Source organism: Pseudodesulfovibrio karagichevae, from assembly GCF_041414475.1.
Classification (GTDB): domain Bacteria; phylum Desulfobacterota; class Desulfovibrionia; order Desulfovibrionales; family Desulfovibrionaceae; genus Pseudodesulfovibrio; species Pseudodesulfovibrio karagichevae.
On record NZ_JBGLYH010000001.1, the window covers coordinates 22321 to 36795 of the forward strand.

Genomic DNA, 14475 nt, shown 5'->3' on the forward strand with positions numbered 1-14475 from the left:
TTCTGTCAATATAATTTATCTATTTGGAGTTTGGCACTGCCCCGCCTCCGCTCGCGCAGGGCGATGCGGAAAACTCAACGGCAAAAAGCGACGCTCTCGAAAGGGGCGGGAGTGGAGAAACAACCGGCCGTTTTTTCCCGCCGAATCACATTATTTTTTACATTCGTGAAATAAGTACGTAAATCAAATATGATAATTATTATCATTTAAAAAAAACCCCGGTGCAAAACTCATTCTTCCTGTTTTTGTTTTCCACAGTCCAATGTTTAAATCCCTGTTTAAACCCGACCTTCAAACTCCGAAATTATGGTTTCTCAATCCGAACAAGCCGCTTCAATCGAAACTGTCTATGACGAGTTTTACACATTTTAACCATATGGATTAACAGTATTTATATCCGTGCCCAAGGTTGCCTCCGCCACGTATATTTAGGTGGACCAGAAAAACAAGCGCGAATTTGACATATTTTCATACCTTCAAGGGAGGACATCATGACCGACACCAGCACCACCCAAAGCCCGGTCATCCAGGTATCGCTGCCTGGTGCGGGCCGGTCCACGTCGTATCGATTGACGGCGGACGCATTGGTACGGTTTACCTTTGACCTCGCGCAAGCGGAGTTCATCGGCAACGGCAACAACCTTGAAATCGTCGTGGAAGGCGGCGGGACGGTCATCCTGCTGGACTACCTGTCCCTGGCCGAGGCAAACACCCTGCCCGTGTTCGAGATGCTCGACGGCCAGCAGGTGGGGGGCGGGGTCTATCTCTTCGCCTTCGAGAGCGACCAGCCCGTGACCGAGCAGGACATCGAGACCGCGGCGGGCGCGGCCACCTCCGGTTCCGGCGCGGGTGAATACAACGACGACCCCGGCACCCTGTTCGACGGACTGAACGCCCTGGGCGGCCAGGGCGACGCCTACGACGGGCACCTTTTCCCCACGCTCGACCCCATCGTGACCGACCTGCCCGAAGCGGGACCGGCACCGGTTCCTCCGGTGGCCGTGGACGACGTCAACCGGATCGTGGAGAGCGGCACCAACCGCGACGGGGGCGAGAACGGCCACTATGACGAGGGCCCGGGCCTGTCCGGCTCCGTGAACGGCAACCTGCTCCTCAACGACTTCGACGGCGACAACCTCGACTATCCCGAGACGGGCGGCGCTCTGACCGAGCTGTCCATCAACACCATCGACTTCCCCGCCCCGGACTTCAACGGCGACAACCCCGGCCCCGAGACTGTTTCCGGCACCGGCACCCAGGTCAACGGCCGGTACGGCACCCTGACCGTGTACGCCGACGGCTCCTATGAATATGTATTGGACGAAACCCTGGCCGACCCCCTGCGCCAAGGACAGGAAGTGCTCGAGCGGTTCGAGTACACGGCCACGGACCCGGACGGCAACGTGAGCAACACCGCCACCCTGACCATCACCTTGGTCGGCGCCAACGACGCGCCCGACGCCCTCGACGACCTGTCCGCAGAAGTCGTCGAGCAGGGCACCGAAGTGGCCGGCGTCGCCATCGCGGCGGGCAACGTCCTGCACAACGACTCCGACATCGACAATGTGGGCTACGAGGATCTGCCCCCGGCCTACAAGGACCAGCTCCCCACCGACCCCGACGGGCTCATCGAACTGGGCGTGACCAGCATCTTCAGCTACGGCACCAACCAGTACGCGGGCGCCCCGGACGGCGACGGCAACTTCACCGTGGACGGCACCTACGGCACGCTGGTCATCAATGCCGACGGCTCCTACGAATACACCCTGGACCAAGCCAAGGCCGACCCCCTGAACATCGGCGACAACCCGACCGAGTACTTCAGCTACGCCATGTGGGACGGCGAGAAGCCCGACTACGCCTACCTGCGCATCCCGGTGATCGGCTCCAACGACGCGCCCGTGGCCGAGGCCGACGTGAACGGCTTCACCGAAGCGGTGGACGCCGCCGCCCCGGCGGACGTGCCCGGCAACGTGCTGGCCAACGACACCGACGTGGACAACGCGGCCCCCGAGCTGTCCGTGGCCTCCGTCCTGTACACCGGCGACGGCACGCCCCCGGTGCGCGTCAGCGACGCCTACACGGCCGACCATGTAATCGAAGGCCGGTACGGCACCCTGTATCTGAATAACGACGGCAGCTACCACTACGTTGAGGACAAGGCCGCCACCGACCCGCTGAACAGCGACGACCCGGCCGTGACCGACGTCTTCACCTATGCGGTCAACGACAACCAGGCGGGTGGCGCGCTCGGCGACACCGCCACCCTGACCATCACCATCGGCGGGGCCAACGACTCCCCGGTCGCCACCCTCGACGTGAACGGCTTCACCGAAGCGGTGGACGAGGCGGAGGCGAACGTCGTGTCCGGCAACATCCTGTCCAACGACACCGACATCGACAACACGGCCCTGGAGCTGTCGGTCAACAGCATCCTCTACTCCGGCGCGGGCACCCCGCCCGTGCGGGTCAGCGACGCCTACACCGCCGACCATGTGATCGAAGGCGAGTACGGCACCCTGTACCTGAACAACGACGGCAGCTACCACTACGTCGAGGACAAGTCCGCCACCGACTGGCTGAACAGCGGCGACCCCAACGTCCTGGACATCTTCACCTATGAGGTCAGCGACAACCAGGCGGGCGGGGCGCTGACCGACACCGCCACCCTGACCATCACCATCAACGGCGCGAACGACTCCCCGGTGGCCACGGTCGACCTGAACTCCTTCACCGAGGCGGTGGACGGCGCGGCCCCGGCCGACGTGACGGGCAACATCCTGACCAACGACACGGACATCGACAACTCGGCCCTGGAGCTGTCCGTGGCCTCCATCCTCTACTCCGGCGGCGGCACGCCTCCGGCGCGGGTCAGCGACGCCTACGCGGCCGACCACGTGATCGAGGGCGAATACGGCACCCTGTACCTGAACAACGACGGCAGCTACCACTATGTGGAGGACAAGAGCGCGACCGACTGGCTGAACAGCAACGACCCCAGCGTCCTGGACGTCTTCACCTACGAGGTCAGCGACAGCCAGGCGGGCGGCCCCCGGACCGACACCGCCACCCTGACCATCACCATCGGCGGGGCCAACGATTCGCCGGTGGCGAGCGTGGACGTGAACCGCTTCACCGAAGCGGTGGACGACGCGGCGGCGGGCGACGTGACGGGCAATGTCCTGGCCAACGACACCGACGTGGACAACGAGGCGCTCGACTTGTCCGTAACCGGCATCGAGTACTCGGGCGACGGCACCCCGCCGGCACGCGTGAGCGACGCCTACACGACCGACCATGTGATCGAGGGCGAGTATGGCACCCTGTACCTGAACAACGACGGCAGCTACCACTACGTCGAGGACAAGGACGTGACCGATCCGCTGAACGTGGGCGACAATCCGGTGAGCGACGTGTTCACCTACGAGGTCTCCGACAACCAGGCGGGCGGCGCGCTCAGCGACACGGCCACCCTGACCATCACCATCGACCCGGCCAACGACTCGCCCGTCGCGGTCCATGACGGCTCGCACGAGATCTTCATCACGAATACCGTGGAAACCGTCATCGACGACTGGAGCGGCGTGTCCGGCTCGGTCATCCACGGCCCCGGCTACACCGTGACCGCAGAGTCCTTCGACGCGAACGGCGACCCCATCGACGATGTCCGCTTCACCACCTGGGGCAACAACCAGCACCTGGGCATCCACACCAACGGCTCGAGCGACGACCAGAAGGTCGACGACCTGAACGGCCGCGAGCAGATCACCTTCGAGTTCGACGATCCGCAGAGCTCGTTCAGCATCGAGTTCATCGCCCAGGGCAACAACCACGTCAACGCCTGGGTCTACCCCGTGGGCGGCGGCGATCCGGTCATGTACGAGAACGTGGGCAACGCGGTCTACATCACCCTGGGCTTCGACTTCGACACCATCGTCTTCATCCCCGACGGATCGTTCGGCATGGAGAGCCTGACCACGGTCACCGGCGGCGAGAACCTGCTCGTCGGCACGGCCGAGGGCAACGTGCTGGCCAACGACTTCGACGTGGACAACGTGACCTTCGACGATGCGGCGGCAAGCGGCGGCGTGAGCGCCATGGAGCTGTCCGTGTCCGACATCGACTCCGCCAACGTGCCGGGCAACGCCCCCGGCTCGGGCACCGATCTGGACGGCGACTACTACACCGTGGACGGCGAGTTCGGCTCGCTGAAGATCTACGAGACCGGCGAGTGGTCCTACACCCCGCATGAGGCGGTGGACGGCGAAGGCGGCTGGCAGAACCTGGCCCACAGCGCCGCCGACACCTTCGTGTACACCGTGTCCGACGGCCTGGGCGGGACCGACACCGCCTCCATCGAGGTCTCCCTGAACGTGAACACGACCGGCGCCACCGGCGGGTCCGGCATCCTGTCCGGGACCGACGGCAACGACGTGCTCTTCCCGGCAGACGGCGACACCGTCTCCTCCGGCGCGGGCAACGACGCCATCGTCATCGACCCGGTCTACCTGGGCGACGGCCCGGCCACGGTCAACGTGACCGACTTCAGCGACCACGACCACCTGGCGCTGGGCAACCTGGAAGGGGCGACCGTGGAAATAACCTCCAACAGCAACGACGTCAGCCTGGTGTTCTCCGACATCGACGGCAGCGACGACATCACGGTCAACCTCCTGGGGGTTGCCCCGGTGCACAACGCGGTAGATCAGACGGTGGAATTGACCAACAGCGCCGAGCTGAACCAGCTCATCCAGACCATCATCGACTCCGGCAACGACAGCATGATCTAGTCGTTCCGGACAGGTCCTCCCTGCCGGTGCATGGCGAGCAATCCGGATGCCCCGTGGAGGAACGAAGAACCGAAAAAAGAGAGGCTTGGAAGAAATCCTTCCAAGCCTCTCCCCTTTTGCCCGCAGGTGCGGACCGGCCGGCTACATGATGAAGTCCGTGCTCAGGAAGTTGGACTTGTGGTTGCGGGCGATGTCCGAGAGCAGGGCCTTGTTGCGCAGGGTGCCCTTGGCCGCCACCAGGGTGCGGATGGAGAAGCAGCGCAGGGCGTCGCCCACGGACAGGGTGCCCTCGGCCGAGTCCTTGCGCCCGGTGAAGGGAAAGACGTCCGGCCCGCGCTGGCACAGGCAGTTGACGTTCACCCGGCAGACCTGGTTGACCATGGGGTCCACCAGGGAGGCCACCTCGGCCGCGTCGTCGCTGAAGATGGACATCTGCTGACCGAAGCGGGACTCGATGATGTAGCGGATGGGAGTCTCCACGTCCCTGAACGGCACGATGGGCACCACCGGGCCGAACTGCTCCTCGGAGAAGACGCGCATCCTCTCGTTCACCGGATAGAGCACGGCGGGATGGAACAGGGTCCGGTCCACGGCCCCGCCGCCGGGGTTGACCACCTTGGCGCCATGCGCTTCGGCATCGGCCACCAACTCGGTCAGGTACTTGATCTTGCCCGGCTCGGGCAGGGGCGTGATGCGCACGCCCTCCTCCCAGGGCATGCCGATGGGCATGGCCTTGAGTCCCTCGTTGAAGCGGCGGATGAACTCGTCCACCACGTTCTCGTGGACGAAGAGGATCTTGAGCGCGGTGCAGCGCTGGCCGCTGAACGACAGGCTGCCGGACACGGCCTCGGACACGGCCAGTTGCATGTCGGCCGACTCCATGACCACGGCCGCGTTCTTGGCCCCCAGGCCGAGGATGCAGCGCAGCCGGTTGGGGCTCGGGTGCAGCAGGCGCATGGCGTTGGCCGCCTCGCTGGAGCCGATGAAGGCCAGGACGTTGACGACGCCGGACTCGAGGATGGGCTTGACCAGCCTGCGGTTGCCGAAGATCAGGTTGACCACGCCCGCCGGGAAGCAGTCGCGGAACGCGTCCATGAGCGGAGCGAAGAGCAGCTTGCCGTGCCTGGGCGGCTTGATGATCACCGGATTGCCCATGAGCAGGGCCGGGATGAGCGTGGCGAAGGTCTCGTTCAGGGGGTAGTTGTACGGGCCCATGCACAGGGTCGGCCCGAGCGGCGCGCGGCGGATCTGGGCGTAGATGCCGGATTCAATGACAAAGCGCGACGAGGTCCGGTCGAGCTCCTTGAGGGCGTCGATGGTGTCGCGGATGTACTCGATGGTCCGGTCGAACTCCACGCAGCACTCCTTGTACGGCTTGCCGATCTCCCAGACCATGAGGCGGACCACGTCGTCGCGCACCTCGATCATGCGGTGGGTGAAGTCCTCCACGTGCTTGATGCGCGCGGCCACGGACAGGGTCGGCCACAAACCCATGCCGTTGTTCCAGGCCGCCTTGGTGGAGGCCACGGCGGCCGCTCCGGCCGCCTCGTCCATGACCGGGCAGGAGCCGAGGTGTTTGGGGGCGTAAACGCCTTCAACGGCGGTCTCTATGGCGGAATCGACCCGCTGCGTCTCGCCCTCCCATTTCTCTATGCGGCCTTCGAGCAGATACTCGGAGACCTCCAGGGGGGTGTCGATGCGGAACGGTTCGGGGATGGCGGATTCTTCGGGAAATAACGTGGTTGATGAGCTCATGACGCCTCTGACTTCCAGGTTTGCCGGAGCATGTTATTATGTCCAGATGGACACAATATGGAAGGCGGGCGCGGAAGACAACCGCTTTTTAGGCCGGGAACCCGTGCGCAATGGCTAGCGGGCGATGGGCGCGAAGGACGCCCGGGTCAGCGCGGCCAGATCGGCCGGGGCGAGCTCGATGTCCAGTCCACGGCGGCCGCCGCTGACGAACATGGTCCCGCAGTCCAGCGCGGACTCGTCGATGACCGTGGGCAGCAGCTTCTTCTGGCCCAGGGGGGAGACCCCGCCGACCACGTAGCCGGTGGTCCGCTCGACCACCTTGACGTCGGCCATGGCCGCCTTCTTGGCCTTCAGGGCCTTGGCCACGGCCTTGAGGTCGAGCATGAGCAGGACCGGGACCACGGCCACGGCCAGGCCGCCGCCCGCGTCCACCACTAGGGTCTTGAAGACCCGTTCCGGCGGCACGCCGAGCTTTTCCGCCGCCTCCACCCCGAAGGACGGGGCAGCGGGATCGTGTTCGTATTCGTGGACCGTGTAGTTGATCTTGGCCTTCTTGGCCGCGTTGATGGCAGGCGTCATGGGCAGTTTCCTATCGAATGGAGCCCGTCCGCGCAAGGTCCTCGCGGGCGGATTTCCCGATCATTTCTTCCGTCCGCCGGTCAGGGCGCGGATGGTCGCCCGTCCGGGCACGAAAAAGACCATGGGCACGAGCACGAAGAAGAGGCAGCCGAAGACGAACGATATGTCGTTGTAGGCCAGCATGGTGGCCTGGCGCATGACCTTCTTTTCGAGCAGGCCCAGGGCCAGCGGCAGGGCCTGGGCCGCGCCCACGCCCTTGGCCAGCAGGGCCTGGACCGACCGGGCCAGGTAGTCCTGGGTGGCCTGGCTCAGGTCGCTGATGTGGTCGGTCAGGTGGACGCGGTGGATGGCCACGCCCCGGTCGAGCAGCACGGCGGCCAGGCTGTAGCCTATGTTGCCGCCCACCCGCCGGGTCAGGGTATAGATGCTGGACGCGTCCGTGATCAGGCTCTTGTCCACGGAGATCAGCGAGATGGTGGACAGGGGCACGAACATGAACGGCATGCCCACGCCCATGATCAGCAGCGGCGGGATGAGGTCCAGGTACCCGGCCGTGGTGGAGAGCTGCATGAGCTGGTAATAGGCCATGATGATGATGCCGATGCCCGCGAAGAGCAGCGGCTTGGCCCCGATCCGCTGGAAAGCCCAGCCCGCGACGGGCATGAACACGAGCAGGACCGCGGCGCGCGGGGCCAGGACCAGGCCGGACTCGAAGGCCGGGTAGCCGAGAATCTTCTGGGTGAACTGGGGCAGGACGAAGGTGGTCCCGAACAGGGAGATGCCGAAGACCAGGCCCATGATCGAGCCGAGGACCAGGTTGCGGTCCTTGAGCACCCGGAAGTTGACCACCGGCTCGTCGCTCTTCAGCTCCCAGAAGACGAGGACGAGCAGGGAGGCCGCCGTGGCCACGGTCCACCAGACGATCATGGAGGAATCGAACCACTGCTCGTCGTTGCCGCGCTCCAGGACCACCTGCATGCCGGTCAGGCAGACGGTCAGCAGCCCGATGCCGAGCCAGTCCACGGAGCGGATGCCGCGCCGCAGGTACGGCGGATCGTGGACGAAGCGCATGGTCAGGAGCATGCCCAGGATGCAGACGGGCACGTTGATGTAGAAAATCCAGGGCCAGCCCCAGGCGTCGGTCAGCCAGCCGCCGCAGATGGGCCCCAGCGCCGGGGCCAGGACCACGCCCATGCCGTACAGGGCCATGGCCATGCCCTGCTGGGCCGGGGGAAAAGTCTCGCGCAGGATGGCCTGGGACACGGGAATGAGCGCCCCGCCGCCGATGCCCTGGATGACCCGGTAGACGATCATCTGCGGGAAGGTGGTGGCCGTGCCGCAGAGGATGGAGCCGATGGTGAACAGGGCGAACGAGGCCAGGTAGAAGTTCTTGCGCCCGAGCAGCGTGCTCCACCAGCCGGACATGGTCACCATGATGATCTCGGCGATGGAGTAGCTGGTGGCCACCCAGGTGATGGCCGACAGGTCCGTGCCGAAGTTGCCCATCATGTGCGGCATGGACACGTTGACCACGCTGGTGTCCATGACCGACATGAAGGCGCCGAAGACCGCGGTGAAGGCTATGGTCCACCGTTCGGCCGGAGACATGTGCTCCGGGTCCTTGTACATGCTCATGGCTATTGCATTGCGGTTTCGCGGCCCGGCTCCGCGCCGGGGGCGCGATCATTGCCCGCGCGGGCGGCCACGTTCACGCTCGGGACCACGGACATGCCCGGGGCCAGGAGATAGCCGCCCTCGCCGTTCGGATGGTTCAGGACGATCTTGACCGGCACGCGCTGGACCACCTTGATGAAGTTGCCGGTGGCGTTCTCGGGCGGCAGCAGGGTGAAGCGCGAGCCCGTGCCCCGCTGGATGGAGTCCACATGCCCCTCAAACGTCACGCCGGGATAGGCGTCCACCTCGATATCCACGGGCTGGCCGGGCTTCATGCCGGCAATCTGGGTCTCCTTGAAGTTGGCCACCACCCAGACGTCGTGCCCGACCACGGACAGGAGCTTCTGGCCCTCCTGGACATAGGCCCCCGGCTCCACGGCCTTCTTGGTCACGAAGCCGGCGCACGGGGCGGTAATGCGGGTGTAGGACAGGTCCAGTTCGGCCTGGCGGACCTCGGCTTCGGCCTCGCGGGCCTCAGCCCCGCGCTTGTCGACCACGGCCTGGGCCTGGAGCAGCCCGTCCCGGGCCGCCTGGGCCGAGGCCACGGCCTGGCGGATCTGGGCCGACTGGGTGTCGATCTTCCTTCTGGCGGACAGGAGCTTGGCCTTGGAGACGGCCGCCTGGGCGCGGGCGTGGTCATATTCCTGGCGGGACACGGCCCCGGCCTCGACCATCTCATCCATGCGCTTGAAATCGTTCTCGTCGCGGTTGTGCCCGGCGGTGAACTCGTCCACCCCGGCCCTGGCCTGGTCCAGCTCGGACTTGTTGGAGGACAGGGCCGCGTTGCGCTGCGCCACCAGGGAACGGGCGGCCGCGACCTCGGCCTCGGCCTCCTGCATGGCCGCGTTGGCGGACTGCAACCGCGCCTTGGCCACATCCAGGGCCACCTCGAAGGTGCGCTGGTCCACCTGGACCAGCAGGTCGCCCTTCTCCACCCACTGGTTATCGTGCACCGGCACCTCGGCCACGTGCCCGGCCACGCGCGGGCTGATGGAGACCACGTGGGCCTCCACAAAGGCGTCGTCCGTGGACTCGTGGGACATGAGCCGCAGGTACAGGGGATAGCCCAGGACCACGGCCAGGACCAGGACCACCGGCCCCAGGATGAGCAGGGTCTTCCTGGACTTCAGGCTCCTGCGCCCGGCGGCCAGCCCCTTCAGCCTGGAAACGGCGCTGTCGGCGCTCGCGTTTTCGTTACTCATTGCTTTCCCTCAAAACTTGATTACTTGAACTATGTGGAACGGCGTCCCGGCCGGGCCGGGCATGGACATCCGCCGCGTCACCGTTTCAGAGCCAGCCCGCGCAGGACGAATTCGCTGGCGTGGCGGCACAGGGCGTCCAGGTTCTCGCCCTCGGGCGCGAACAGGCAGACCGCCCGGACCAGGCCGGAGATGTACCGGGAGGTCAGTCGGGGATCCTCGTCGCGGAACAGCCCCTGCTCGACGCCGCGCCGGATGATCCCCTCGAACAGGTCCCACAGGTCGGCGCGCAGCTGCTTCCACTCGTCGGTCACCGGGCAGGTGACCACGAAGCCCAGCAGCTCCATGTTGAAAGCCCTGGCATAGAAGTGCTCGGCCAGGATGCGGACCGCGCCTGCCAGCTGCCCGTCGGGGCCGAGTTCGGTCTCGTCCAGGAAGCTGCGCATGGAATCGATCAGGCTGGAGAACTCCCGGAACAGGACCGCGAAATAGAGATCGTCCTTGCTCTTGAAATAGAGATACAGGGTTCCCTTGCCCACCGCCGCCGCACGGGCCACGTCGCTCAACAAGACCTTGTGGAAGGGCTGCCGGGAAAAAAGCTCGGCCGCCGTGTCCAGGATGCGCTGTTCCTTTTCGCAGTCTTCTTTCATTGGGCTGTCTCCTGCTGAAACTAGTAAATGCCCGATGCCCCCGGCCATGATGCGGGGCCTGCGGACGGTTCGGTACTGACCGGTCAGTATTGAGTGGCATGAATTACGCCCCGATTAGTTGCACTGTCAACTACTGACCCCGAGTACTGAAAAAAAATCGGACAAGGGACAAAATCGACGGCATTGAGTCTAAAGAAACATAATGTCTTGCCGAAAAGAGGAATGAGCGGATGTTCACACCAACAAGGAGAATTCCGTGCGTATCGACGAAACCAACACCACGCGCATAGCCCTGACCATGGGCAAAAAGCAGCAGCAGGAAGCCGACAGCGCCTCTCCCGCCGAGGGCGGAGTGGACCTGAGCGGGATCACTTCCAACAACATGCTGGCTTCCAATTTCTTCGACAGGGACCGCCAGCAGTCCAGATACACCGCAGGGCTGCTCGATTCCCTCAAGATCGAGAATTCGTTCGGCACCAAGCTCCAGTCGCTGGTGCAGCAGGGCGGCCAGGTCTCCTCGTCCGACATGGACAACTACGCCAAGAGGATTCTGGCCGCCGACAAGGCCGCGAAAAAGGTCAAGGACGTGGCCGAGGACGAGGTCTCGGAGGCTGTGGGCGATGAAGTGAAGAAGAACACCGACGAGATGGAAGCGGCGGTGGACAAGAAGATAAACGGGGAACAGGACCCGACCGCCCCGGCCGATGCCGCCGCCCCGAACGATGCCGCCGCCCCGAACGATGCCGCCGCAGCGGCCGACGCCGCCGCCGGGGATACGCCCGCCGCGGACGGAACCGACAAGGCGGATACGGCCGAGGTCCCGGTCGTCGAGGCCGCCGCCAAGGAGGAAGGAAAGCCCCAGGCCACGGCCCAGGCCCCGGGAGGAACCGGCGTGGACGCCGCGACCGTGGCGCAGGCCGAAGCCCTGCCGGGCGAGTACGTCGACAGGATCGTCTGATCCGCCTCTTGAAATAGCTCCCCACGGGGCCGGACACGACCGTCCGGCCCCGTTCCCCTTGCCTTTTCCCCGTGCGCGGCATAGTGTAAAAACACTTGCAAATCATGCGGATGAAGGGAAGCGGCATGGTCAGACCCAATCTGAGACATACCATCATACTCGGCATAGCCATCTTCACCCTGGCCTTCGGCAGCATCGCCCTGCTCTCCCTGTCCAACCTGGACAGGCTGCAGGAGGCGGTGCTCCTGGTGGAACGGGCCGACGACCTGCGCAACCTGATCCTCGAAATCCGGCGCGAGGAAAAGAACTTCTTCCTCTACCAGGACGGCTCCCTGTTTTCCGTGGGCCGCGAGAACCTCAACCGGGCCGGAACCATCCTCGGCGAGCTGTCCGGCGAGGTCGTTCAGCTCCACGGCGAGACGCACGGCACCGCCCTGGCCCAGGGCATGAAGCGGTACGGCGAACTGCTCGCCCGGCTCAGCTCCCCGGCCGGGGACGTCGGCGAGAACAGCCCGGCGGCCCACGCCCTGCGCGAGACCGGCCAGGCCCTGGTGGAGCACTCCCGCGCCGTGGCCGAACTCGAGCGCGACAACATCCTGAACATCAACCAGCGGCTGCGCATGACCCTGTTCATCTCCATGGGCGTGGTCGCCCTGGTGGTCCTGGCCCTGGTCTTCTTCGTGTCCAAGGCCATACTCGGCCCGCTCACCCAGGTGCAGGCGGCCACGCGGCGCATCGCCCAGGGAACCTTCGTGCCCCTGGCCGTGCGCGAGGACGGCGACGAGATCCAGCAGGTCTTCGTGGCCCTCAACTCCATGGTCGACGAGCTCAAGAAGCGCCAGACCCAGCTGGTCCAGGCCCAGAAGCTCTCGTCCATCGGCACCCTGGCCTCGGGCATCGCCCACCAGCTGAACAACCCGTTGAACAACATCTCCACCTCGGCCCAGATCCTGGCCGAGGAGACCGGCGGACAGAACGAGTTCGCCGACAAGATGATGACCAACATCACCCAGGAGACCCTGCGCGCCCGCGACATCGTCAAGGGACTGCTCGAATTCTCCCGGCACAAGGATTTCTCGCCCGCGCCGTGCAACCTCAAGGAAGTCCTGGAGAGCGCGGTGCGCCTGGTCTCGGGCCAGCTCGGGCCACGCATCGCCGTGGACATCCGCGTGCCGGACGACGTGACCCTGTACCTCGACCGGCAGCGCTTCCAGGAGGCCCTGCTCAACCTGATCATCAACTCCATCCAGGCCATCGGGGACCGGGAGGGGACCATCAGGATCGAAACCTCGCGGGAGACGGACCACAAGGTCCTGACCATTTCCGACAACGGGCCGGGCATGTCCCCGGACACCCTGCAACGCATCTTCGACCCCTTCTTCTCCACCAAGGAAGTGGGCCAGGGCACGGGGCTCGGCCTGTACATCGTCTACGGCATCATCGAGGAGCACCGGGGCACCATCCGGGTGGACTCCACCCCCGGCGAGGGGACCTCTTTCATCATCACACTTCCCCTTGAGCCCGAGGAGAACGCATGACGGCCGCGTCCATTCTGGTCATTGAAGACGAACGCATCGCCCGCGAAAACCTGACCCACGTCCTGACCGGGAGCGGCTACACCGTCACGGCCATCGCCTCGGCCGAGGAAGGCATGCGGGAGCTGGACAAGAAGGAATTCGACCTGGTCATCACCGACCTGATGCTGCCCGGCATGGACGGCATCCAGATGCTCGAACACATCCGCGCCCACCACCCCCTGACCATCGTCATCGTGGTCACGGGCCACGCCACCGTGGCCAACGCGGTCAAGGCCATGCAGAAAGGGGCGCACTCCTATATCGCCAAGCCGCTCAAGCTCGACGAACTGCGCCTCCAGGTGGAGCGCGCCCTGGAGCAGCACGCCCTGTCCGTGGAAGTCCGGCGGCTGCGGGAGATCATCGCCCAGGGCAAGCGCGACCTGCCCCTGGTGGGTGAGAGCGACGCCTTCGTCCAGCTCAAGAAGGACGTCCGCCAGCTGGCCCAGATGAACTGCAACGTGCTCATCCAGGGCGAGACCGGCACCGGCAAGGAGCTGGTGGCCCAGGGCATCCACATGCTCTCCACCCGGTCGGGCGAGCGGTTCATGGCCATCAACTGCGGGACCTTCACGGCCGAGCTCATGGACAAGGAACTGTTCGGCCACGAGAAGGAGGCCTTCACCGGGGCCAACCGGGGCCAGAAGGGCATTCTGGAGGCGGCCGACGGGGGCACGGTATTTTTCGACGAGATCGGCGAACTGCCGCTGAACATGCAGGTCAAGCTGCTGCGGGTGCTGCAGGAACGCAACTTCCTGCGCGTGGGAGGGACCAAGGAGATTCCGGTGGACATCCGGGTCATCGCGGCGACCAACTGCGACCTGCACGAACTGGTGGAGAAAGGCGAGTTCCGCCAGGACCTCTACTACAGGTTGAACGTGGTCACCCTGCACGCCCCGCCCCTGCGCGAGCACCGCGAGGACATCCCCATCCTCATCGGCCATTTCCTGGAGAAGCACCGCCAGCCGGGCCAGACCATCAACTCCATCGACCAGGACACCCTGGACATCCTCATGTCCTACCCCTTCCCGGGCAACGTGCGCGAGCTGGAGAACATCGTCCAGCGGGCGCTGGCCCTGGGCCAGGGCACGACCTTCACGCCGGAACTGCTGCCCGCCGAGATAGCGGAGACCGAGACCAAGGCCCCGCTCCCCACCCTGGAGGATATGGAGAAATCCTACATCAGAAAGGTATTGGCCTCATCGGCCGGGAACAAGACGCAGGCCGCGCGCATCCTGGGCATCGACCGCGTCTCCCTGTGGCGCAAGATCAAGCGCTACCACCTGGAATAGCATC

9 protein-coding genes are annotated in these 14475 nt (G+C 65.1%); 4 read left to right on the top strand and 5 right to left on the bottom strand.

What is annotated here, in order from left to right; translation table 11 throughout:
- The first annotated feature begins 491 nt into the window (after positions 1-491).
- Positions 492-4790 (top strand): cadherin-like domain-containing protein, encoded by a 4299-nt coding sequence (locus AB6M95_RS00105; RefSeq protein WP_371384690.1) that lies wholly within the window; start codon positions 492-494, stop codon positions 4788-4790.
- A gap of 141 nt (positions 4791-4931) precedes the next feature.
- On the opposite strand, the gene AB6M95_RS00110 is transcribed toward AB6M95_RS00105, so the two are convergent.
- The 5 genes from AB6M95_RS00110 to AB6M95_RS00130 all read right to left on the bottom strand — a co-directional run bounded on the left by AB6M95_RS00110 (position 4932) and on the right by AB6M95_RS00130 (position 10647).
- Positions 4932-6545, bottom strand: coding sequence for an aldehyde dehydrogenase family protein (locus AB6M95_RS00110; RefSeq protein ID WP_371384691.1), 1614 nt, complete (start codon positions 6543-6545; stop codon positions 4932-4934).
- Between the two features lie 114 nt (positions 6546-6659).
- Positions 6660-7124 (bottom strand): Cys-tRNA(Pro) deacylase, encoded by a 465-nt coding sequence (gene ybaK, locus AB6M95_RS00115; protein ID WP_371384692.1) that lies wholly within the window; start codon positions 7122-7124, stop codon positions 6660-6662.
- A 60-nt stretch (positions 7125-7184) separates the two neighbouring features.
- A complete protein-coding gene (locus AB6M95_RS00120; RefSeq protein ID WP_371384693.1) occupies positions 7185-8759 on the bottom strand; it encodes a DHA2 family efflux MFS transporter permease subunit in 1575 nt (524 codons plus the stop codon).
- Positions 8760-8761: 2 nt separating this feature from the next.
- Positions 8762-10000 carry an HlyD family secretion protein gene (locus tag AB6M95_RS00125; RefSeq protein WP_371384694.1) on the bottom strand — a complete coding sequence of 413 codons (1239 nt, stop codon included), beginning with the start codon at positions 9998-10000 and terminating at the stop codon, positions 8762-8764.
- A gap of 77 nt (positions 10001-10077) precedes the next feature.
- Positions 10078-10647 (bottom strand): TetR/AcrR family transcriptional regulator, encoded by a 570-nt coding sequence (locus AB6M95_RS00130; protein WP_371384695.1) that lies wholly within the window; start codon positions 10645-10647, stop codon positions 10078-10080.
- 256 nt (positions 10648-10903) lie between these two features.
- On the opposite strand from AB6M95_RS00130, the gene AB6M95_RS00135 reads away from it, so the two are divergent.
- The 3 genes from AB6M95_RS00135 (at position 10904) to AB6M95_RS00145 (ending at position 14471) form a co-directional block, all read left to right on the top strand.
- The gene (locus AB6M95_RS00135) at positions 10904-11605 is read left to right on the top strand and encodes a hypothetical protein (protein WP_371384696.1); all 702 of its coding nucleotides are present in this window, start codon (positions 10904-10906) and stop codon (positions 11603-11605) included.
- Positions 11606-11730: 125 nt separating this feature from the next.
- Positions 11731-13143 carry a sensor histidine kinase gene (locus AB6M95_RS00140; protein WP_371384697.1) on the top strand — a complete coding sequence of 471 codons (1413 nt, stop codon included), beginning with the start codon at positions 11731-11733 and terminating at the stop codon, positions 13141-13143.
- Positions 13140-14471: a sigma-54-dependent transcriptional regulator gene (locus AB6M95_RS00145; RefSeq protein ID WP_371384698.1), complete on the top strand. Its 1332-nt coding sequence runs from the start codon at positions 13140-13142 to the stop codon at positions 14469-14471. Before AB6M95_RS00140 ends, AB6M95_RS00145 begins: the two co-directional genes overlap by 4 nt.
- Positions 14472-14475: the final 4 nt, after the last annotated feature.